The following is a 22900-nucleotide window of genomic DNA, read 5'->3' as shown; positions in this document are numbered from 1 at the left end:
GTAGCCTCGAAACTCAAAACGTAAATTCCATCAAATAATCGTCCATCACAAATCCATTTCCAATGTCAAATACACCCTGGTCGTAGATTTGAAATCCATTGTGTTCATAGTACTCTTTTGCACCGTTGTTCTTATTGACGTTTAAGACAATTCGAGTATCTTTTTCATTTCTTGTTCTTTGCTTTAGAAACTCAAGTGACCTCGATCCGTACCCTTTCCCCTGCATGGAGGGCAAAAGATAAATACGGTGCAGCTTGGTTGTAAGAGGCTCATAATGATGTTCAAACCCTAGAAAACCTACAGGCTGCTTCGATTCTCCTAGCACTATAAAATAATAGTAGTTCCTCGCCTCTAGTTGTGACTTAAGAACAGACTGACTGTACATCGTCTCAAGCATGTAGTGAATTTGCTCCTCGCTAAGAATCGATTGGTAGGCAACTTGCCAAGATTCAAGAGCTAACTCCTGAATTAATTCAATATCGCTTACCTCTGCCTTTCTAAATTCCATCTCTTATCTAGAAAACAAAAATTAGCGGGTTAATCCTTGCATTTGTTTTTTTATCTCGGCTTGAAGCAAGCTCGAAGCTTCAACAAGCGGAAGCCTTACATAGTTTTTAATCAGTCCTTTTTCTGCAAGCACGGTTTTTATTCCACATGGATTGCCCTCTGCAAAGATTAAACGTGTGATTTCTACAAGACCGTTGTGAATCTTGTACGCTTCTTTCACCTTCCCTTCCATTGCCAGTTGTACGAGGGTTGAAAATTCTTTTGGATACCCTTGTGCAATGACAGAAATAACGCCATTTCCTCCGGCCAGTGTAACGGGTAGTGTATACTCGTCATCTCCAGAAACGAGTTCAAATCCTTCTGGTTTTTGCCTCACAATATCGAAATATTGAGAAATATTCGGAGAGGCTTCTTTGATCATGATTAAATTCTTGAACTCACGTGCTAAACGAAGGGTAGTGTCCGCTTCTACGTTTTGCCCTGTACGACTCGGCACGTTGTAAATAATGATATTCTTGCCTGTAGAGGCAAGAGCCTTGTAGTGTTGATACAGCCCTTCTTGGTTGGGTTTGTTGTAATACGGAGAGACGGATAACACGGCTTCAAAACGAGACAAATCTGTAGATTCAATCTCCTCTTTGACAGCAAGAGTGTTATTCCCACCAATTCCTAAGACCAAGGGTAAACGCCCTGCATTGACCTCAACAATATGGTCGACAACCTTTCTTTTTTCCTCCGAACTTAGGGTGGCAGCCTCTGCTGTGGTTCCCAGTACCACCAAATAATTAGTTCCGTTTTCTATATTGTACTCAATGAGTCGGCTGAGAGAATCTAGATCGACCGACAAATCTTCGTTAAAAGGAGTGACAAGGGCCACTCCTACCCCTTTTAATCTATGCATTTTTTTCTTCGTTTAGAATTCAAATTTAGCAATAATTAAGCAAAGAATCGGGAATTTATTCTTAGGAATCTTTCGCTTTCCCTATCTTTGTCTAAAGCTTTAAGTTTATGAAAAACAAAATTTGGCTCTTTTATTTGCTCCCTTTCTTTCTAAGCAGTTGCGCAAGTTCACTTGCCCTGGAAGAAATAAAGACGCAGCCAAACGTAGAAATATCTTCTTCTTTACCGAGCGACTCGGCCATGGTTCGATTCATTTCGCCCTACAAATCCACGCTCGAACAAGAAATGAATGCCAAAATTGGACATACGGAGGTAGAATTAACCAAGTCCGGAGACAATAGTTCTCTAGGAAATGTCTTTGCAGATTACACCTTTGAAGGAGCAAAACAATGGGGAAAATCCGAAGGTATCGACGTGAATGCGGCTGTTATTAATATTGGCGGATTAAGAACTTCCATTGGGAAAGGCAACGTGCTTTTAAAACATGTTTTTGAAGTCATGCCCTTTGAAAACGAACTGGTTGTGGTGAAAATGGACGCAAATGCGATGAAAGAACTTTTCGAGTACTATGCGACCACTCAAACAAACAATCCGGTTTCCCATATGTATATTGAAACTTCCAATTCCAAACTTGTAAAATCACTCGTGGATGGAAAACCTCTGGACCCGAGCCAAACGTATTATATCGCCACTTCCGATTATTTAGCGTTTGGAGGAGACAATATGAATTTTTTCAAGAAAGGAGAAACCCTTTTAACAGGAATTAAACTACGAGATCTCTATATTGAGCTGATCAAGCAAAATCCTGAAATCAAAGTACCTACAGATCTGCGATTACAATTTAACCCTAAGAAATCTAAGGACTAATGCAAAGAAAAGAATTTCTAAAACTATCTGGAAAGGCGGCACTTGCGTTAAGTGTGGCACCTCATTTATTGCACGCAAAAAGCCCCGCAGACCTTTTTCAGCCTTCAGAAAAACGACTCACGATTCTTCATACCAACGACCAGCATTCCAGAATAGAGCCTTTTGATCAAACCGGAGGTAGGAATGCAGGCAAAGGTGGGTTTGCACGCCGCGCTGCTCTTATTCAAAAAATCCGCTCCGAGCAGGCTCAAGTGTTAGTCTTGGATTCAGGAGATATTTTTCAAGGGACTCCTTATTTCAACCTTTTTGGGGGTGAGCTCGAATTTAAATTAATGTCGATGATGGGGTATGATGCTTCCACCATGGGCAATCATGACTTTGACAACGGCCTCGATGGATTTTTAAAAGTCCTTCCCAATGCAAAATTCCCATTCCTGTGTAGCAATTATGATTTTTCAGATACGATATTGGAGGGAAGAACCACCCCGTATCAAGTATTCAATAAAGGAGGCATCCGCGTAGGGGTCTTCGGACTGGGAATCGAACTCGAAGGACTTGTAGGGAAAAAGCAATATGCAGAAACCAGATATTTGGATCCCATAGAAATGGCTAACCATTACAGTGCAGTACTTCGAAAAGAGAAAAAATGCGATTTGGTTGTTTGTCTCTCGCACCTTGGTTTTGATTATGGAGAAAAACCAAAAGTTTCCGATGTGGTACTCGCCCAGAAAACGAGCGGCATTGATTTAATTTTGGGAGGACATACACACACGTTTTTTGAGCGCCCCAAAGAGTACCAAAACCTCGAGAATCAAAAAGTACTTGTGAACCAAGTTGGGTTTGCTGGACTTTTGTTAGGAAGACTCGATTTTATATTTGACACGAAAAACAAAATAAAGTCCATTGCCTCTAATGTGATTCCTATTGACCACACAAGTGATTCCATACTAGGGTAAAAGACCACTAACAATTGAAATAAGCTCCCATTTGCTTCCCTTGAATCCTAACCATGCATATTGAAAAAGGGTATCTACTTTCCTACTTGAAATATTCTGATAAAGATGCAATATTGCACCTATTCAGTTTTTCAGAGGGATATCAAAGTTATTATTTGCGAGGAGCTTACGCTCCTAAAAGCAAAAAAAAGGCCTATCTCACTCCACTAAACGAACTGCAACTCACAGTCTTTCCATCGAAATCAAACTCGGCACTGAAGCAATTGTCAAACATTGAAGGTCTCAAGTCCAGCGATTGGAGTGAAAACATAAAAGCGTCGTCTGTCGTATTCTTTGTCTCTGATTTCCTAAATCAAATCCTCCGCGAAGAATCTCAAAATCTTTCGCTTTATCGTGAAATTGAAAAGTTCAATTCGGAATTAAGCCACGGCAACTTTCAAAGTCATCTCATTTTTCTAGCACGAATTCTTGAAATTCAAGGATTTTACCCACTTGTAAATGATTTTCCTTACCTGGATCCAGAATCTGGCGCATTCGTGCAAAGGCAAACCCACCATCTATTTCACAAAGAGCTTTCTGATTTATACCGCCAAATTTTCTTAAGCGAATCGCCTTACGAGGTGAAAATTCCAACCTCCAGTCGAAAGGAGTTTTTAGAAACGCTAATGGTCTACTACCAGTACCATCATGCAAACTTCAAAGTTCCTCGCTCCCTCGAGATTGTGAAAGAGTTGTTTTAAGATTAATCTCTGAAAAAAAGGGATTGACCCTCAAAAATAGACAGGCTCGTACATGACCCCAGCCTTAATAGAAATCGGCAATTTATTTTCTGCCGGCACAATGGGACAACTGTAATCGTATGCATTGTATGCGCAGTAGGGGTGATAGGATTTATTGAAATCAATTACGATCTGATTTTTCCCATCTTTTGGAATCCTTAAATCAATGTATTTGCCACCTCCGTAGGTAGTATCCCCGTTGGTTCCATCCCGAAAAGGCAAAAACAAATAGTCTTTGTACTCCTGCCTTTTCATAAGATCCATGCTTTGGTACAGAGTTAACTCTAACGCTTGTCCCTCAATTTCAAATTGGGCCACGGCATAAGGACGGTATACTTTTATTTTTCCGGAAGAGGTCGGAATTTCAAACGGTTTTGCATTTTTCACTTTGGAAAGCTTTGCGAGCACACGATACTTTAAATCCACAGGAAAGAAAGGGTGAGAGGTAAACTTATCAAAATTTGCACCTCGCAGAGGCGTGGTGGCAGAGTCTAAATATTCCTTATTCATACCCGATTGAAAAGTGAGTATATCCTTCTCGATCTCCGTGCTAGATGCCGTATGACGAGTAGAACAAGAAATGAAAAGTGCAAAAAGCAAAAACAAAATTGGTTTCATAAGTCAATTAATTCGACCCGATATACATCGGACTTATTGCGTTTAATGTTAGGGATTTCAAAGCCACCGCTCTGGGGTATAAGTTCTTGAAAATCGAATTCATTGCATTCTTTGCTTAGTCCTGAAAAAACCAAAGTGAACTCATAATGAACAAAAGGTGGAATTTCGGTCCACACGGGATAAAAACTGATGTTTTCCGCATGAATAAGTTCGCTCCGGTTTCCCGTATCGTGCTCCACTAAGTAACTGGATTTCCAAATGCGAATCAAACTACCAAAAAAGGCCGTATTTGCATAACGCACATGCAGAATCACTTGCTTTTCTTGCTGGATGGTGCGGGAAAGGGACTCCAGTAAGTCCCTTTCTATAAACGGCTTTTCAATCGTAGGTTTCAAAACAGTAAATTCTGTTTAATAATCAAGTTCAAGTTTCTCCTTCGAGAAATCTCGAACCTGTTTTAGGAGTTCTGGATTTTCCGATAAGGACTGTCCAAAGGAAGGAATCATTTCTTCTAACTTTTCTTTCCATTGACCTTTTACTTTCTCCGGGAAGCATTTCTCGAGCACATTCAGCATTGCGTGCACAGAAGTGGACGCACCGGGAGAGGCACCGAGTAGAGAGGCAATTGAGCCACTTTCATTCACTACGACTTCCGTTCCAAATTCCAGTTTCCCTCCTTTCTTGTCGTCCTTTTTAATAATTTGAACTCTTTGTCCTGCAATTTTAATTTCCCAATCTTCGTCTTTAGCCTCTGTAACAAAGAGTCTTAAATGGCTCATCTTCTGCGCTTTTGTCATGGCAACTTGCTGAATCAAGTACTTGGTTAATGGAAGGTTATGCCACCAGGCGCCGAAAAGCGATCGGATGTTCTTGAAATTGATACTTTCCGGAAGATCCAAATAACTGCCTTCCTTCAAGAATTTTGTGGAGAACCCTGCAAAAGGTCCAAATAACAGCGCTTCCTTGCCGTCTATAATCCGTAAGTCCAAGTGAGGAACAGACATTGGGGGCGCATCGACAGAAGCTAATGTATACACTTTTGCTTTGTGCTGCTGAATGAGCTCCTCGTTATGCGTAACTAGCCATTCCCCAGAAACTGGGAAGCCACCATAGCCTTCACTTTCTTTAACATCCGAGCTGTCTAATAAGGGCAAAGCATACCCACCGGCACCGATGAACACAAAGTCGGCTGTAAGCTCATGTTTTTTATTCTTCAAGCGATCCTTCACTTCCACCTTCCACTGGTTGTTACTTAAAGGATCAATGTCTTTTACCTCATGGTATAAAAAAACTTCTACCTTGGAATCCTGGATCAGAAATTGTCCCATTTTACGGGTTAGGGATCCAAAATTAACATCCGTTCCTAAGTCCATTTTGGTCGCAGAAAGCTTCTCGTTCTCGGGACGATTGGCCATAATAAGCGGTATCCACTTTTTTAAAGTCTCAAACTGCGAAGAAAATTCCATCTCTTCAAACAGCGGAGAGTTTACCATCGCTTTGTGTCGCTTCTCTAAGAAATCGGAGTCCTCTTCTCCAAATACTAAACTCATATGAGGACAAGAATTAATAAACTGTTTCGGATTTGAGATGTAATTTTTTGAAATTAGATAAGACCAAAATTGTTTAGAGATTTCGAATTGTTCTGCAATGGAAATGGCTTTGGATATATTCACATTTCCCTTAGAGTCCATCGGAGTATAGTTGAGTTCACAAAATGCAGAGTGTCCTGTTCCCGCATTGTTCCAGGCGGCAGAACTTTCTTTTGCAAAGCGTCCTAGACGCTCAAAAATAGCAATATTAAGTTCAGGTTCTAGTTCATGCACAAGCGCCGCAAGGGTCGTACTCATGATACCACCTCCAATCAACACCACGTCGTATTTTGATTTAGGGGTCTTTGAAATTGACTTCATTTTGGTTTTTTTTCAGTTTTATTCTCTACGAAATTCTAAAAAGGATTAGTTTATCCCCAATTCGTAGGAATCTCTTTTTCATTTCTTCTGAAATTGAGCAATTATCATGCAACTTTACGTAAGAATTGCAGTTAATTTTTTTATTTGATTCTCAGCACTTTTCTCTTCGTAGAGAATGTTGTAAATGGTATCAATAATCGGAGTGTTCATTCCTTTTTGCTTGGAAGTTGCAAAAATAGAATTGGCTGCATAGTATCCCTCCGCTACCATCTGCATAGATTGAATGGCTGATTTTACGGTATACCCTTTGCCGATTAGATTTCCAAGATTTCGGTTTCTCGAAAAAAGAGAATAAGCGGTAACCAAAAGGTCGCCCAAATAAGCGCTTTCGTTCACATCTCGAGGAGCTTGGTATACAGACTCTAAGAACACTTCCATTTCGCGGATGGCATTGGAAACAAACACAGCCGTAAAATTATCCCCATATCCGAGTCCACTGGCAATCCCTGCACCGATGGCATAGACATTCTTTAATATGGCACTGTATTCATTGCCTAAAATATCTGTGGAATGGTTTACTTTAATAAAACGAGAGGCAAATAGTTGATCTAGAATCTTTGCTGTGGACTGATCCACCGTGGCAATGGTGAGGTAGGATAGTCTTTCCATTCCTACTTCCTCAGCGTGGCAAGGTCCCGCAATCACGGCTTGATTCCGAAAGCCAATCTCAAATTTATCACGAAGATAATGAGCCACGATGTCGTTATGCTCAGGAACAATTCCTTTGATGGCAGACACAAAAATCTTGTCTTCATAGCCACAGGTTAGGTTTTCAAGTGCAGGCGCTAAATAAATCGATGGGGTTGCAAGTATGATGACCTCACAACTCGAAACAAGCTCGTTCAAATCGGTTGTCACTTTCAAGTGTTTCGTATTGAAACTTACAGAAGTTAGATACGAAGGATTGTGTCCTCGTTGTTCAATAGCTCCCTTCACGTATTCATTGCGAACGCACCAATGAATCTCGGTGCAATTCTCCGATAACATTTTCACGATCGCGGTGGCAAAACTCCCACTGCCTAAAACACCAACGGAGGTAACTTGCCCTCTCTTTCTCGTTGATCTGGAGGGTTTTTTGTCTTTTGAATCTTTTGCTTTTGCTTTTGCCATGTCCAAAAAAGGTCTTTTTTTCAATTGGTTAGGGTAGCAAAGGTATTAAATAAATTATGCTGCCGCAATTTGCGCACTCTTGCTACTTCAAGCTTTGCCTCCCCCCCTGGAGGCAAGGGAAAAAATTCTGAAACATTCTGAACAGGAGAATTCAAACTTTGAATTCTTTGCCATTGGGATTAACTTCCCCCTAATCTAAGAATTTTTGATCTCTTTTTCGTAGGTAGTGAAAAACAGTCTTTCAAATTGCTCTAAGAGCTTTTGATGAAGTTCATTTTTCGTGTCATTCACGTGAATGACGGATTTATCTTTTCCATGGATCTCTGTACTCGAAAGTGAAACCACGTATCCCTCTTTTAGAAAATCGTATCGCACTCGGGTCGAAATCTCTCCTTTGTCGTACGGTGCCACTAAATTCACATCGAGGTGATCATCCCCCGCTGAATTCGTCGTCATCTTGAATTTTTCAGAAGCGAGCACATTTAATAAAAACAGATCAGTTTTCGCTTTTACAAGTTCTCTGTCATTGGTTGCATCGTAAGCGTATACGTGTCGAATTGGCTTTTCTTGAGCGGTGATCTTTGCGCTTGTTCCAAGGCCAACAATAAGTATTATGGCGACAAGAAAAGTAGGTTGAATTTTCATAAAAAAATAATATCCTCATCTCTTGAAATTATTATGCCAAATCCAACGAAAAAACTTTCTTAAGAAAGCCATCAGGTGGATTACTCTGTTATAACAGAGCCTTTAGAGGGGCCTTGGGCTTCCACAGATGTGCTACTCCTCGCTTATTTCTTTTGATTTTAAATCGGATAGATTTGTCTTATTTAAAAATATTTTCTAAATTTGTACTCTATTACCAATCAATATGCTTTCAAAAACCTGCGAATATGCCCTTAGAGCCCTTATATATCTGGCAAAACATTCCAGTGAAAACAAGAGCATTACCATCAAAGAAATTTCTCAAAGCATAGATTCTCCCGAACTGTTTATTGCAAAAATCCTCCAACAGCTTTGTCGAGACCATTTTGTTCAGTCCAGAAAAGGTCGCTCCGGAGGTTACTATTTACTAAACCACCAACTTGAAACTAACCTTTCTCAGATCATCATCGCTGTGGATGGAGATAGACTATTTACAGGATGCGGCCTAGGGCTCCATGAATGCAGCGAAACTTCTCCCTGCCCCATACATCACAAATACAAAGGAGTAAGAGAGAAGATCTTTATGCTATACCAATCCACATACCTGAAGGAATTTAAAGAGAACGAGAACTTCTATGTGCTAAAGGTTTTGAATGAAAAAAATTTCATCTAAAACAGGATAAAAAAGTCCTGATATTAACTTAAGTATAATTTTTAATTTTATTATTATGTCAACAGAAAAAGTATTAGACGTTACCCAACTTGCACCACGAGAAAAACACCCTACAGTATTTCAATATTTTGATAAGTTGACGGGAGGTGACACACTTGTGATTGAAAACGACCATGATCCTAAACCACTCTATTACGAACTACTTGCCGAACGCGGGGATATTTTCACTTGGGAATACCTTGAAAAAGGTCCAGAATGGTTTAAAGTGAGAATGGCACTTAAAAATAGTGAGGATCCATCAAATGACAAAGAGGCGGATTTAAAGAAAGCTCAGCTATTAAAGGACAAAGCGGTACAATTTAAATGTGCAGATTAAACAACTCACTCTATTTTACCAATATAAATCCTTAATTTTAACGTAAAATTTATCCATATGATTGAGGGACCTATTAGGAGAAACTCGAACCTTGTACCCATTTCAAGAGAGCATCACGCGACGCTTCTTTTTTGTTGGAAATTAAGATCGGGTGCAAAAAAAGGAATCGAAGTAGAAAGACTTTCGAGGTATGTCTTGTGGTTTTATGAAAATCACATAGTACCCCATTTTAAAACGGAAGAAGATCTTCTATTTACTGATACCACGGATTCCTTAGTGAATCGGGCTTTGCACGAGCATAAAGAAATTAAATGGCTCGTCGAGGAAATTGCAAACTCTACTCAGGATCCAAGTGAAAGAATTCAAGAATTGGCCGGTCTAGTGCACTCGCATACCCGGTACGAAGAAAGAGAACTTTTCCCTTGGCTTGAAAAATCTCTCCATCCTAAGGATCTGATTCGAATTGGTAAAATCCTTGACCAAGAGGAGCATAATGCTGAGGAGAATTACGACGACCCCTTTTGGGAAATCGAAAAAAAATAAAGTCAAAAAATGAAAGTAATTCTACCTTCAACAAAAATAACAGAAGTGATAGCCCTCGATCCCAAAGCGATCGAGGCAATCGCTTCTCTTTCCAAACCTTTAACTAGGCTTAAAAACCCCATACTTCGAAAAATAATGGCCTCGAGAGTCACAATCTTGGAAGCGAGCAAAATGGGAAATGTAAGTTTAGAAGCTTTTAAAGCAGCCTTGCTGCCCTTGGGTTTCGAACTGGACTTAGGAGATTCAGAACAAGCGAGCGAAAGCACGCAAAAACCCCAATGGCTACTCGCTGCGAGCGAAAAGGAAATCACTCTTTTTGATGTTCGAGATATAATTGAAAACGGAAGTGATCCCTTAAAAGAAATTCTAGGCAAATTCAAAACCATTGCCCCAGGAGAAATCCTGTGTGTCATTAATAAATTTATTCCTACTCCTTTAATTCATCTATTAAAGCAGCATAAGGCCCAAGACGCTTACGTAGAAACAAAGTCGAAAGAACTTTTCTATACTTACTTTCTAAAGCAATCGGAAGGTCTTTCGAATGCCAATGAGAACAAGAGTGCCTCTACCCCTCAAACAGATGCGCCCGATTCAAATGAGAATCTAACGTTTCATTCTCCCGAATCGTTTGAAGCACTTTTAGCAGATACCCCCCTTTCTAGACAAAAGCAGATCGACGTTCGTTCGCTTGAAATGCCAGGTCCCATGGAAGCTATTCTTCGTGAATTAAAAGAACTTCCTCCGACCCATTTGCTTTTTGTTTACCACAAGCGTATTCCTATCTATTTACTTGAAGAATTAAGCGGACAAAATTTCAAGGTGCATGTACTTCAAAAATCAGAAACGGACATTCAAATGATTTTCATTCCTTCTCATGGCAAACATTAACATTGCAAAAGCGCCCAAAAATGTAGCAATCGCACCCTTTTACATTGCAGGAGCCTTATGCTTCCTAACGCTTTGTGTAATGATGCTGTTCTCCTCCAGCGCTTTTCTTGGACATTATTTTTCTGCTTATATCCTTGCCATTGTGCATATGGCCGCACTAGGATGGGGAACCATGATCATCTTTGGCGCCTCCTATCAACTCCTACCGGTCATTTGTGAAAGAAGCCTTTTTAGTGAAAAACTAGCTCTTAGTTCCTGGGCTCTACTTCTTATGGGCCTTCTAATTTTGGTATGCAGCTTTTGGCATATGTATACTGGCTGGCTCATGGTTTCTGGTGGTACTCTGGTGGTAGTCGCTGCGGTGCTATACCTCATCAATGTTTTGAAAACAGCATCGCTTTGTAAAACCTATTCCATTCAGCGTCTTTTTATGGCAAGCTCCGCCTTTTGGCTTGTCTTTACAACCAGTGTCGGAGTGTTACTCGCTTACAACCTGGCATTCCCCTATATTTCGAGCAATCACTTAGACTTTCTTAAATTGCATGCTCACGCAGGCCTTGGTGGTTGGTTCTTACAACTTATAACCGGCGTAAGCACGAAACTCGTTCCTATGTTTTTGCTTGGGAAATCACAAAAGGAGCGCTTCTTAGTAGGCAGTTTTGTATTGCAAAATTTGGCCTTAGTCCTCTTCTTAGTGGATGGGTTCTTTTTTGGAATTACCCTAAGAGTTGTGCTCTATGCAGCGCTTACCCTTTCGGGAGTTATTCTGTGGATGCTTTATCTCTACGATGCTTTTAAAAACAGACTTCGAAAAAAAATAGAACTGCTCATGAAGCATACTTTCGTCTCCATGATGGTTTTACTGCTCTCGCTATTATTGATTCCAGTCATTTACTTGACAAGTTCGACTTCCGTTACAGTTCTATACGGCACGCTCCTATTTATGGGCTGGATTACTGGCATTATTTTAGGCAAAACATTCAAGACCCTACCGTTCATTGTTTGGAACTCAAAGTATAAACATTTATCGGGCAAAAAGAACATTCCGCTTCCTAAAACCCTCTATAGTGAGAAGCTAGTAAAATTTCAATTTATTCTTTATCTTGCAGCCCTTACTGTACTAAGTTTGGGGATACTTTTCCAAACCCATTGGGTAATACAACTGGGACTAATCCTATGGGTTAGTGTCGCTGGAATTTATCTCGTAAACGTAAGCAAACTCTTTAACCATTTAATAAAAACAACCCACTCATGAGTTCTCAAACCACCTTACCTAAAGACGAACGAGCCATGAATGCTCTCTATGATGTAATCGACCCTGAACTTAATGTCAACATTGTAGATTTAGGACTTGTTTATGACATCACTTTTGCTCCTAACACCGTGCATGTACTCATGACTCTTACTTCACGCTTTTGCCCCATGGGGGATGCCATCAAAACCGGAGTTGTCAATGCACTCGAAGCCGAGTTCCCAGGCGAGGAAATTGAAATCGAATTAACCTTTGAGCCTGCATGGAATTTCGAGTTCGTTTCAGACCAAGGCCGTGAGGAGCTAAACAACCGCTAACCCCCTACTTTTCACACCAAATGACAAAAGTCATACCTAAAAATTTTACAATTCGATTTAAATCAGATAAATTTGTCCTATTAAATTAAACGTTATGAAAAAGACAGTATTATTACTCAGTGCAAGCGCCCTATTATTTGTGGCCTGCAAACAAAACATTGCGAAAGACGCAAACCAAATGACTGCGACTGAAGCGATCGAAATCAAAGCGACCGGAGCTCCAGAAACGCAGGCAATCACTAACCCTCCTTCCCTTCCTGCTCCTGTAGGAGATCGTGAGGCTAAAAAGGTGGTAGTCCACCTAGAGGCAACCGAAATTGAAGGGGAACTAGCGGACGGAGTTACTTACAAATTCTGGACCTTCAACAACACTGTTCCAGGAACTTTTATTCGATTAAGAGTCGGAGACGAAGTGGAGCTGCATCTTAAAAATGCCAGCAACAGTGTAATGCCACACAACATTGACCTTCATGCTGTCAATGGACCTGGAGGTGGAGCAGAAGCTACCAACGTAGCACCAGGGAAAACAGCGATCTTTAATTTCAAAGCGCTTCAACCTGGACTATTCGTATACCACTGTGCGATGGCTCCTGTCCCAATGCACATTGCGAACGGAATGTATGGACTTGTACTTGTAGAACCTGCTGGTGGACTTAGTGAAGTAGACCGTGAGTACTACATTATGCAAAGTGAATTCTATACGACTGGGAAAACAGACGAGAAAGGACTGCAAGACTTTGACCAAGACAAAGGTCTAGACGAAAACCCAACATACGTCGTTTTCAACGGAAAGAAAAATGCACTAATGGGTCCTAACGCACTACAAGCAAAAGTAGGAGAAACTGTAAGACTTTTCGTAGGAAACGCAGGACCAAACCTAGTGAGTTCATTCCACGTGATTGGAGAGATCTTCGATAGAGTGTATATGGAGGGCGGATCTAGAATCAATGAAAATGTTCAAACGACAGTCATTCCAGCTGGGGGTGCCGCTATCGTAGAATTCAAAGTGGAAGTTCCTGGCGAATATGTACTTGTAGACCACTCTATCTTTAGAGCGTTTAACAAAGGTGCAATTGGAAAACTGATCGTGACAGGAGAAGAAAACCAAAAGGTATTTCATAAAGTACAATAAACTTACTCTAATATCAAATTAATCCCAAATGAGAAACCCAATGAAAACAATTACAAAATGGAGCTTTTTGCTAATGGGTTTCTCATTTGTCTTTATCTCCTGCCATAAACCCTTGCAAAAAGAAGCTACTGAAATCAGTGCTGCAACCCAAACCCAAGGAATAAACCCCGAGGTAAAAATGGTCAAAATAGAGGGAGGATTTCTAGAGCCTTTTTACGGAGCTGATTCCACACTAGTGGAAGTGCAAGACTTTCTGATTGACGAGCGAGCTGTCACCCATGAGGAATACCTCGAGTTTGTTAAAAAAAATCCACAGTGGAGAAAAAGCCAAGTCAAAGCTCTTTTTGCGGATGAAGATTATCTTAAAGATTGGCCCGACGACTTAACTCTACCCAAAAACACCCACCCCAAATCTCCCGTGGTTTATGTTTCTTGGTTTGCAGCTTCAGCATATGCGAAGAGCGCTAACAAGCGACTACCTACATTAGACGAATGGGAATATGTGGCTATGGCAGATGAAACCACAAAAAATGCGAGATCCAAACCGGGGTACTCTGAACATTTAATCGAACTCTACAATCAAAAGTTCCGTGAAAAAGGAGAAGTCAAAAAAACCCGTCCGAATTACCACGGAGTTTATAATGTATTTGATCTTGTCTGGGAATGGACCAGTGATTACAATTCCATCATGACCACCTCCGATTCAAGAAAAGGATCGTATGATGACAAAGGACTTTTCTGCGCCGGTGCAGCTACCTCCGCCGCAGATGTATTAAACTACGCCGCTTTTATGCGCTACGCGTTTCGCGCAAGTCTAAAAGCAGATTATTCAATTGCAAACCTAGGCTTTCGATGTGCGAAAGACTTAAAACCTTAAATTATGAGAACCCTACTTATACTCCTCATCCCCTTTTTATTACTAGCGTGCAAAGACACAGGAGCATCCGATTCTAAGCTAGAGCCTGAGTCCAATTCTGTATTTTTACTAGACTCAGAGTGGCAAAATCAAAACGGTGAGACCTTGAAATTAGAACAATTGAAAGGCAAAAATATGGTGGTAGCCATGATCTTCACCTCTTGTACCACTGCCTGTCCCATCCTTATTGCAGACATGAAAAAGATATACAATGGAATAGATGCTAAACATCAGGAATCAACTTCGATGGTTTTGATTTCCATTGATCCGGACAACGACAGTCCAGAGGTACTGAAAGAATTCGCAAAGACCCAAAAAATGGATCAAGAACCTTGGCAGTTTTTAGTCAGTGATAAGGAAAGTCTCCGAAACCTAGCAAATGTGCTCGCTGTGAAATACAAGAAAATTTCTCCGATGGAATTCTCTCACTCAAACATTATAAGTGTCTTTGACAAAAATGGAGTTTTAGTGAATCAAGTAGAAGGAACCGTGCAGCACGATAAAGTTATAAGTGCAGTGAATTCATTGTAATTCACTCGTACACCCAACCGAGTCAATAACTCGTTTTTTTCATTTTTTTCAGAAGCAACTCTTAGTATCTACTAAGAGTTGTTTTTTTGTACAACACTTTATTGATTTCATCATTACAATAATTAAAATCAATTTACATAATCAATAATACTTTAAATGTAATAAAAAATTAAATAAAACCTATCGAAAGTTTTCTTATTTTAATTTAGAATAATTCTAATTAATATCTAAATTTGCTCCCGAAATAAAAAAACGATACAGCTTTATGCGAAAATTAATCCTACCCGCTTTCCTTTTGCTTGCCACTCAATGGCATGCCCAAAACGTAGATACAACTCAGGTTCAAGACATTACAGAGGTCATTATCAACCAAACCAAAACCTACAAAAATGAAAATGCATTTGCAGTTTCAAAGCTTAATCTAAAAGATATTGAAAATCCACAAGTCTACATCAGCATTCCAAAAGTTATTCTTAGAGACCAGGTGGCAACCAATTTTAAGAGCGTTCTCTCAAATGCCACCGGAATCACGCGTCTTTGGGAAAGCACTTCGCGTGGTGGCGACGGAGCCGAATATTACACCATGCGCGGGTTTTCAACACAATCTCGTCTTGTGAACGGAATGGCAAGTTTTAACAACGGAGGACTAGACCCACAGAACATTGAAAACATCGATGTAATCAAAGGACCCTCTGGGACGCTCTACGGGGGAAGTCTTGTTTCCTACGGGGGATTAATAAACATACAAACCAAAAAGCCCGAAGATCACTTCAAAGGAAACATCAATTACATTACAGGGACTAACGCCCTTCACCGCGTTACTGCCGATGTCAACACTCCAATTTCAGACGGTTTGTTTCTACGCGTAAACACCGCGTACCACCAAGAGAATTCATTTCAAGATGCAGGATTTACTCGCTCCTTTTTCATTGCACCTTCTTTAAAATACAAAGCAAATGAGCGCCTGACTTTCCTAGTCAACACGGAATTTAAAAGCAACAAAGGTGCGAATGCACCGATGATCTTTTTAAATCGAAATGCACCACTTTCGTTTCATTCCATGGACTTATTTGAAAAGAATTATAAAAAATCTTACACAAGCAATAATTTGACGACTGAAAATCCTAGTTTCAACATTCAGAGCCAGATGATTTACAAACTTTCTCCTAACTGGACCTCGCAAACGCTGGTCTCTTCAAGCTCGAGCAAAGCCCTGGGGTACTATCACTATTTATGGGACAGTTCGAACGGCGATGAATTCACTCGAATGCTCTCTAAAGCAAACAGTGAGACTTTGGCTACAGGAATCCAGCAAAACTTCATTGGAGATTTCTCCATAGGCACTATGCGAAACCGTCTAGTAGTGGGACTTGACTACTTAGGTACCAATGTCATAAATAACGACTCAGAATGGGTGGGGTATGGATTGGTCTCTTTAAAAAACCAAACGGACACTGGCATTTTAACTACGCAAGGTGCCGATCAGGCATTAGCCAATGCGAATGTGGTTCCTGCTGAGGCAAAAACAAACATTAAAAGCATTTACTTTTCAAATGTGCTGAATTTAACGCCAAAGCTCTCCGCTATGGTTTCCCTGCGTATGGACAACTTTAGCGGAAAACCGACCCAGTGGTCAGAGGATAAAATAGAAAACCAAACCTCATTTTCTCCCAAGTTTGGAGTGGTGTACCAGCCCATTTTGGGCACGCTGTCTCTATTTGCTAACTACATGAATGGATTTCAATACCTGACGCCTGTCAAAGTCTCCGCACCCGGCGGAGGCACCCCGAGTTTAAAAATATTTGATCCCGAGCGAGCAAACCAATGGGAGGCTGGCGCAAAAGCAAACCTGGTTCAAAACAAACTATCCCTTACCTTAAGTTATTACCACATTAAGGTCAGCAACAAGATAATGACCGATCCAGAAAACATTAACAATTCTATTCAAGGAGGAGAAGTGTTAAGCGAAGGAATCGAATTAAGCGCTGTGGGAAACCCTATGGAAGGGCTAAGTTTAATTGCAGGCTTTAGTAAAAACTATGCAACTCAGCTTAGTGGCGATCCTTCCTATGACAACCAGCGCCCTGAAGAAGCAGGACCCGAGCTCCTCGCTAATTTCTGGGCCCATTACAAAATTCCAGCCGGCACACTTCAAAACCTTACGTTTGGTGCAGGCTTAAACTACGCAAGCGAACAGCACACTTTAAATCGAACCACGACTGGAAGGTTTACCCTTCCAAGTTACACAGTATTAAATGCAATGGTAGGATATTTTCCAGAGCGCTATAGCATCGCTTTGAAACTTGACAACCTTACAAATGAGCACTACTACTCGGGATGGAGTACAGTGAGCCCGCAAAAATTAAGAACGCTCTCCCTTTCTTTAGGGTTTAACTTTTAGGTTTTATTTTTCACGTTGGTTCTGGATGGTTAAACCATCCAGAATTTTTCAAACTTTCACCGTTTCCAAAAACAAACTATTCCTCCAAAAAACAAAAACGCATGAATCCTCGAGCTTCAAAAAAGAAAAAAAGTCGATTTAAATCCACAATCAAGCGCTTGCATTTATACTTCGGTCTCACCATTGGAGCACTCATCCTTATTATCAGCCTTACCGGAGCGCTCTATGTTTTCAAAGAAGACTTCGAAAAAGTGCAGCGGCAACAAATCACCTACCATGGGGAAGAAAACTATACGTCCAAAAGCCCGCTATCTATTGCCAGCTTAGAAAAACAAATTGAATTGCAAGTGGGAGAGCCCTACCCTCTCCATTGGGTAGAAATTCCCATTGACAAAAGCAAGTCCTACAAATTCTTTTATTTTGAACGCGATCCTGAGGCTTGGAATTATTTTGACGAATACCCAATTTACAAATCTGTCTATATAAACCCCTATTCCGGAAAAGTACTTTCTGTACAGGACGAGAAAATGAACTTTTTCGCCCTTGTAAAATCCATCCACTGGAGCTACATGCTAAATTCCGACTGGGGCAAATATGTAGTGGGAATCCCCGTAATCTGTTTTTTGTTTATGCTTATTTCCGGCATTATTTTATGGTGGCCAAAAAACAAAGCCGCACGTAAGCAGCGGTTTTGGTTTCAATGGAAAAACATGAAGAACTGGCGACGTAAAAACTATGACCTTCACAGTATTCTAGGTTTTTACGCCTCCTTCATTGCACTTATCGTGACCATAACAGGATTATTCTATAGCTTTTACTTTATTCAAGCCGCCCTCTACTTCGCCTTTTCAGGTGGGAGCACTGCCTATCCAGACTACTCTCATTTGAAATCCCCAGACAAACCGTTAGCTCCCACCGAGCATGTATTTGATCGAGTGGCAAGCCAAATCGATCAAATGTATCCTGAGGCAAGTGCCTACTCCTTCGATCTAGGGCATGCCCATCCTTTTGATCATGAAGATCCCGAGAACAACCTTGCGGTTTATGTTCGTGGATACGCGCAAAAATATTACAAGTACAGCGAAGTCTTCTTTGATAAGAATTCAGGACGTTTGCTATTGAATAGACCCTACGAGACACGAAACTTCGGTGAAAAATACATTGCAGCCAATTATGACATCCACGTAGGTGCCATCCTTGGCGTCTTTGGGAAAATTCTTGCCCTAATTTCAAGTTTGGTTTGTGCGAGTCTGCCCATTACCGGCTTTCTTGTGTGGCGGGGTCGAACCAAAAAGAAGAAACGTACGAACGATTCTCCAGTTTAACGAACTTTAGCAAGAATACACCCTCCCTTTGGAAACCTTATTTTCAAAGGGATACGACGGGCTTTTTTAAATCGTGATAGAAAAGAACTGTCCAATTCTTTTCATAGGCTAGCGTTTTCCATTTTTCTCGCAGTTCGCTCGCGGTTTTCCCATCGTAATCTGACTTGTACGCGACTTTGCGTCTCCAATAGCTATACTGAGGCAAATTATCTCCGCCGTAAAAAACGATTTGTGAGGAAGAAACGATCCAAAATTCTTGATGATACTGCGTATGCCCCCCTGAAATCTCATAATAGATTTCTTTAGTGATCCAACCCTTGGGTTCTTCTAAAAACCGAACTTGATCTGATTCCTTTAGAGCTTCTAATAAAGGTAAGATATACGAAGTACTGTCCTTACTTTGAAGTGCATTCTCTAAATCGCCTCTTGATACATAAATCTCGGCCTTTTTGAAGTGCATCTCAAATTCTCCATGGGCAAAGTGCCCTAGACCCATTACGTGATCTTTATGCAAATGAGAAAGTAAGACTTTGGTCACTTCACTCGGATCGATGCCCTGCGTTTCAAACGCTTGCAGAAGTAGAGACTGGGAAGAATCCTGCAATTGCACCCCCAAATCAATAAGAATTAAATCGAGCTTTGTTCTAATTAAAAATGGCTGCACTCCCATCCTAAGTCCAGAGCTCGGCGAACTCGAACTTAAAATAGAAAATTCGCCATTTGAATCCACATGAAAGTGGCCTAGAAGTAAGGGGATAATCTGCATTCGTTTAAACTATTTTTAGCGTACGTATTTGCAATTTACAACGAATTTTTGATCCTAAGCGAAAGCGATATGCTTTCGATTTGAACCGCTTTTCGAACAAATCTGCAAAACTCGACTGTCCTGTGATGTATTCAGCTCAAAGCTAGCGTTCGAAATCGTCATATACTACTGATTATCAATAAAATAATATTTACCAATTTATATCTTAATATTTTATATCTTTAATATCTCAAAATTAGACATTAAAACTTTTTAAATTTATTGACACTCAAACTTTTTAACGATAATTTCATGAAACAACGATTATTGACGCTATGCTTTGCGGTCGGACTCTTAGTAGGTGTTGGTGCACAGCAATCTGCAATTTACCTAGATTCCTCGCAACCTATCGAAAAACGTGTAGAAGATGCGCTCTCAAGAATGACACTTGAAGAAAAAATTGGCATCATTCATGCCCAATCCAAATTTAGTTCTGCGGGCGTGCCGCGCCTAGGCATTCCAGAGCTATGGATGACGGACGGTCCCCACGGAATTCGTCCCGAAGTTTTATGGGACGAATGGGAACAAGCAGGTTGGACCACCGATTCATGCATTGCATTTCCTGCCTTAACCGCCCTTGCCGCAGGGTGGAATAAAGACCTTTCTTTGCTTTATGGAAAATCCCTGGGGGAAGAAGCTCGTTACCGTAAAAAAGACGTTTTGTTAGGACCTGGGGTAAACATTTACCGTACGCCTTTGAACGGTAGAAATTTTGAATACCTAGGCGAAGACCCATTTCTAGCTTCCCAAATGGTGGTTCCTTACATTAAAGGGGTACAGTCGAACGGCGTAGCCACAAGTGTAAAACATTTTGCCCTTAACAATCAAGAGACCAATCGCCACGGATACGATGTCATTGTAAGCGACAGAGCTCTTTACGAAATTTACCTTCCAGCCTTTAAAGCGGCTGTTCAAGAGGGAGATTCCTGGACGATTATGGGAGCATACAATAAATACAAGGGACAACACGCTTCCCACAACAAATACCTTCTGATTGACATTCTAAGAAAAGAATGGAATTACAAAGGGGCAGTGGTCGCAGACTGGGGCGGAGCTCACGATACAAAAGAAGCAATTTACAACGGTCTTGACCTTGAATTTGGAACCTGGACTGACGGTCTTACCATGGGACAAACCAATGCATACGATAATTATTACCTCGCAAAACCTTACCTTGATTTAATAAAATCAGGAAAAGTGGGCACAGAAGAATTGGATACGAAAGTGAGAAATGTCCTTAGACTGTCCTTTAAAACCACCATGGACCAAGAAAAACCTTTCGGTTCTTTTGGTACCGAGGAGCATGCCGAAGCAAGTAAGAAAATTGCTGAGGAAGGAATCGTACTTTTGAAAAACAAGAACAACCTCTTGCCACTAGATCTAAAATCCTCCAAAAAAATCGCCGTCATTGGGGAAAATGCAATCAAAATGATGACCGTAGGAGGAGGAAGCTCTTCACTTAAAGTAAAATACGAAGTTCTCCCACTGGACGGAATCAAAAACCGTGTAGGCTCGAATGCTACAGTAACCTATGCTCGTGGCTACGTAGGAGATCCAACTGGAGATTACAACGGCGTGGTTTCAGGGCAAAACCTAAAGGACGACCGCTCTGTAGAACAACTAACTAAAGAAGCAATCGATTTGGCCAAAGAATCTGACGTGGTTATTTTCATTGGTGGACTTAACAAAAGCGATTATCAAGACAGCGAAGGGTTTGACCGCAAAGAGCTAGAACTGCCTTATGGGCAAAACGAACTTCTTGCGAAACTTGCCAAAGCAAATAAGAATCTGGTATATGTAAATATCTCTGGGAACGCGGTGGCAATGCCTTGGGTAAATGAAGTGAACTCTATTGTTCAAGGATGGTTTTTAGGAACAGAAGCAGGAAACGCGCTCGCGTCCGTCCTATTCGGAGATGTGAACCCAAGCGGAAAATTGCCCTTTACTTTCCCTGTTAAATTATCCGACAATTCAGCGCACGCCCTAGGAGAATTCCCAGGAGACGATACTATTCAGTACAATGAAGGCTTGTTTGTAGGATATAGATGGCATGACAAGGAGCACATTCAACCTCTATTTCCTTTTGGACATGGTCTTAGCTACACAAAATTCCAATATGGGAATGCAACAATTGATAAAAAAGCCTTTACTCAAAACGAAACCTTTACCGTCACGACCACTGTTAAGAACACTGGGAAAAGAGCAGGATCAGAAATTGTACAGCTTTACATCTCTGACCTTAAATCCTCTCTTCCCCGCCCAATTAAGGAATTAAAAGGTTTTGAAAAAGTGGAGCTTCAACCCGGCGAGCAGAAAACGATCACTTTCACGCTTGACAAATCCGCATTAAGCTTTTTTGACGACAAAAAACACGAATGGGTTGCAGAGCCAGGGACATTCAAAGCCCTTATCGGCGCTTCCTCCCAAGACATTCGTTCGGAAGTCTCATTTGATCTCAAATAAAAATCATTTCACAATTTCATATCAATTGAACCAGCTGTCATAGGCTGGTTATTTTTTATATGCTTTGTCTAGTCCTGAAAACTAGCTTCAAAAAGAAAGCAAGGAAAATGAACAATCCCTCACTATAGAAGTCATATGCTATAGGAAATTTCTTTGAAAAGTACGAATGACTTAATTAAACAGCATAAAGAAATTTCAGATATAATAAATGAACAGATCAAAATGCAGACTATGAAACTTGGTTTTTACTATGCGATGCATAGTTTTAACAGCGAGCCGGAATCATAAACCAAGAGAATTTTTCTAACTTTATCAGCCATAGGGAAATAGTTTTTCATTAAAAAAGAGCAAATTTCCTTACAAATTGAGTTTAAAACAAAGACATTTTGGATTAGAAACAAGATTCGCTATCGATTAATTCCTTAATCAAAATGTCTATTTGAAACGAATGAAAAAAGCAAAATTTATGGATACATTAATAACAATTTTTTTTGGCTTAGGACTAATAGTTTATGCTTGGGGATTTATTGCATTAGATTGGAAAGATAGAAATGCTACACTGTGGTTAATTGCAATCATTGGGTTTCCCGTTTTAGGTTCGTTCGCTTATCTTAATTACAAACAAAGACGTAAATATCAAAGAAGTTAAGCACTTATCCTGTGAGAAAACTACAAGCTAGTTCACAACATTTGATGGCGATATTTTATAACCATACAACTTATAAGGTACTTTTACTACTTATTTGATACTTCATAAAACAAAAACGCAAAGCTCGAAGCCTGGCGTTTTTGGTTATATACTTTCCATTAGTCGCCTAAAATATGGTATTTTACCCAAAAGAATAGGGCTTAAACATATTGACATACAAGTTATCCAAAACATTATTCCTTCTGGCGGTAACGGAACATTTTTGCCCCAAATAACTCTC

At 40.5% G+C, this 22900-nt stretch carries 23 protein-coding genes and 1 pseudogene; 16 read left to right on the top strand and 8 right to left on the bottom strand.

Going from position 1 to position 22900, the window contains the following annotated elements:
- Window positions 1–13 precede the first annotated feature (13 nt).
- Together AC3IRX_RS10045 and dapA are read right to left on the bottom strand one after the other, a co-directional pair.
- A complete protein-coding gene (locus tag AC3IRX_RS10045; RefSeq protein ID WP_489210119.1) occupies window positions 14–508 on the bottom strand; it encodes a GNAT family N-acetyltransferase in 495 nt (164 codons plus the stop codon).
- Window positions 509–529: 21 nt separating this feature from the next.
- Window positions 530–1408, bottom strand: a complete 879-nt coding sequence (dapA, locus tag AC3IRX_RS10040; protein WP_489210117.1) for a 4-hydroxy-tetrahydrodipicolinate synthase — start codon at window positions 1406–1408, stop codon at window positions 530–532.
- 107 nt (window positions 1409–1515) lie between these two features.
- Between dapA and AC3IRX_RS10035 the strand changes: the two genes are divergently transcribed.
- From AC3IRX_RS10035 to recO, 3 genes are read left to right on the top strand one after another with little or no spacing between them, the layout of a single operon-like run.
- Window positions 1516–2274, top strand: coding sequence for a 5'-nucleotidase C-terminal domain-containing protein (locus AC3IRX_RS10035; RefSeq protein WP_489210116.1), 759 nt, complete (start codon window positions 1516–1518; stop codon window positions 2272–2274).
- The gene (locus AC3IRX_RS10030; RefSeq protein WP_489210114.1) at window positions 2274–3230 is read left to right on the top strand and encodes a bifunctional metallophosphatase/5'-nucleotidase; all 957 of its coding nucleotides are present in this window, start codon (window positions 2274–2276) and stop codon (window positions 3228–3230) included. The genes AC3IRX_RS10035 and AC3IRX_RS10030 overlap by 1 nt, the downstream gene beginning before the upstream one ends.
- A 53-nt stretch (window positions 3231–3283) precedes the next feature.
- Complete coding sequence (gene recO, locus AC3IRX_RS10025; protein ID WP_489210112.1) at window positions 3284–3970, top strand: DNA repair protein RecO; 687 nt, start codon at window positions 3284–3286, stop codon at window positions 3968–3970.
- A gap of 30 nt (window positions 3971–4000) precedes the next feature.
- On the opposite strand, the gene AC3IRX_RS10020 is transcribed toward recO, so the two are convergent.
- The 5 genes from AC3IRX_RS10020 to AC3IRX_RS10000 form a co-directional block, all read right to left on the bottom strand.
- A complete protein-coding gene (locus tag AC3IRX_RS10020) occupies window positions 4001–4627 on the bottom strand; it encodes a DUF1684 domain-containing protein (protein WP_489210110.1) in 627 nt (208 codons plus the stop codon).
- A complete protein-coding gene (locus AC3IRX_RS10015; protein ID WP_489210108.1) occupies window positions 4624–5022 on the bottom strand; it encodes a hypothetical protein in 399 nt (132 codons plus the stop codon). Before AC3IRX_RS10015 ends, AC3IRX_RS10020 begins: the two co-directional genes overlap by 4 nt.
- A 15-nt stretch (window positions 5023–5037) precedes the next feature.
- On the bottom strand, window positions 5038–6537 hold the full coding sequence (mqo, locus tag AC3IRX_RS10010; protein ID WP_489210106.1) for a malate dehydrogenase (quinone): 1500 nt from the start codon (window positions 6535–6537) through the stop codon (window positions 5038–5040).
- Between the two features lie 114 nt (window positions 6538–6651).
- Window positions 6652–7707: an NAD(P)H-dependent glycerol-3-phosphate dehydrogenase gene (locus tag AC3IRX_RS10005; RefSeq protein WP_459084537.1), complete on the bottom strand. Its 1056-nt coding sequence runs from the start codon at window positions 7705–7707 to the stop codon at window positions 6652–6654.
- Between the two features lie 195 nt (window positions 7708–7902).
- On the bottom strand, window positions 7903–8352 hold the full coding sequence (locus AC3IRX_RS10000) for a hypothetical protein (protein ID WP_459084536.1): 450 nt from the start codon (window positions 8350–8352) through the stop codon (window positions 7903–7905).
- 223 nt (window positions 8353–8575) lie between these two features.
- On the opposite strand from AC3IRX_RS10000, the gene AC3IRX_RS09995 reads away from it, so the two are divergent.
- The 11 genes and pseudogenes from AC3IRX_RS09995 (at window position 8576) to AC3IRX_RS09945 (ending at window position 18703) form a co-directional block, all read left to right on the top strand.
- Window positions 8576–9022 carry an RrF2 family transcriptional regulator gene (locus tag AC3IRX_RS09995; protein WP_459084535.1) on the top strand — a complete coding sequence of 149 codons (447 nt, stop codon included), beginning with the start codon at window positions 8576–8578 and terminating at the stop codon, window positions 9020–9022.
- A gap of 55 nt (window positions 9023–9077) precedes the next feature.
- The gene (locus tag AC3IRX_RS09990) at window positions 9078–9398 is read left to right on the top strand and encodes a DUF2249 domain-containing protein (RefSeq protein WP_459084534.1); all 321 of its coding nucleotides are present in this window, start codon (window positions 9078–9080) and stop codon (window positions 9396–9398) included.
- Between the two features lie 57 nt (window positions 9399–9455).
- Window positions 9456–9941 carry a hemerythrin domain-containing protein gene (locus AC3IRX_RS09985; RefSeq protein WP_459084533.1) on the top strand — a complete coding sequence of 162 codons (486 nt, stop codon included), beginning with the start codon at window positions 9456–9458 and terminating at the stop codon, window positions 9939–9941.
- A gap of 9 nt (window positions 9942–9950) precedes the next feature.
- Entirely contained in the window at window positions 9951–10829 is an 879-nt protein-coding gene (locus tag AC3IRX_RS09980) for a DUF2249 domain-containing protein (RefSeq protein WP_459084532.1), read from the top strand.
- Window positions 10816–12084: a hypothetical protein gene (locus AC3IRX_RS09975; RefSeq protein WP_489210102.1), complete on the top strand. Its 1269-nt coding sequence runs from the start codon at window positions 10816–10818 to the stop codon at window positions 12082–12084. The genes AC3IRX_RS09980 and AC3IRX_RS09975 overlap by 14 nt, the downstream gene beginning before the upstream one ends.
- Window positions 12081–12398, top strand: coding sequence for a metal-sulfur cluster assembly factor (locus tag AC3IRX_RS09970; RefSeq protein ID WP_459084530.1), 318 nt, complete (start codon window positions 12081–12083; stop codon window positions 12396–12398). The genes AC3IRX_RS09975 and AC3IRX_RS09970 overlap by 4 nt, the downstream gene beginning before the upstream one ends.
- Before the next feature lie 94 nt (window positions 12399–12492).
- Window positions 12493–13515 (top strand): annotated as a pseudogene (nirK, locus tag AC3IRX_RS09965) (copper-containing nitrite reductase); the annotation flags it as partial.
- A 55-nt stretch (window positions 13516–13570) separates the two neighbouring features.
- A complete protein-coding gene (locus AC3IRX_RS09960) occupies window positions 13571–14407 on the top strand; it encodes a formylglycine-generating enzyme family protein (protein WP_459084529.1) in 837 nt (278 codons plus the stop codon).
- 3 nt (window positions 14408–14410) lie between these two features.
- A complete protein-coding gene (locus AC3IRX_RS09955; RefSeq protein WP_459084528.1) occupies window positions 14411–14977 on the top strand; it encodes an SCO family protein in 567 nt (188 codons plus the stop codon).
- 265 nt (window positions 14978–15242) lie between these two features.
- Window positions 15243–17378, top strand: coding sequence for a TonB-dependent siderophore receptor (locus AC3IRX_RS09950; RefSeq protein ID WP_489210100.1), 2136 nt, complete (start codon window positions 15243–15245; stop codon window positions 17376–17378).
- Between the two features lie 101 nt (window positions 17379–17479).
- Window positions 17480–18703, top strand: a complete 1224-nt coding sequence (locus AC3IRX_RS09945; protein WP_489210099.1) for a PepSY-associated TM helix domain-containing protein — start codon at window positions 17480–17482, stop codon at window positions 18701–18703.
- A 43-nt stretch (window positions 18704–18746) separates the two neighbouring features.
- Here AC3IRX_RS09945 and AC3IRX_RS09940 read toward each other — a convergent pair whose 3' ends face one another.
- Window positions 18747–19469 carry an MBL fold metallo-hydrolase gene (locus AC3IRX_RS09940; protein WP_489210097.1) on the bottom strand — a complete coding sequence of 241 codons (723 nt, stop codon included), beginning with the start codon at window positions 19467–19469 and terminating at the stop codon, window positions 18747–18749.
- 291 nt (window positions 19470–19760) lie between these two features.
- Here AC3IRX_RS09940 and AC3IRX_RS09935 point away from each other — a divergent pair, with 291 nt between their 5' ends.
- Window positions 19761–21971 (top strand): glycoside hydrolase family 3 C-terminal domain-containing protein, encoded by a 2211-nt coding sequence (locus tag AC3IRX_RS09935; protein ID WP_489210096.1) that lies wholly within the window; start codon window positions 19761–19763, stop codon window positions 21969–21971.
- Between the two features lie 466 nt (window positions 21972–22437).
- Window positions 22438–22620, top strand: coding sequence for a hypothetical protein (locus AC3IRX_RS09930; protein WP_489210095.1), 183 nt, complete (start codon window positions 22438–22440; stop codon window positions 22618–22620).
- Window positions 22621–22900 lie beyond the last annotated feature (280 nt).

The sequence above is a fragment of the Epilithonimonas sp. KH_059 genome (assembly GCF_057838485.1).
Note: the sequence above shows the minus strand (reverse complement) of the source record. Positions and strands in the feature narration are given on the sequence as shown.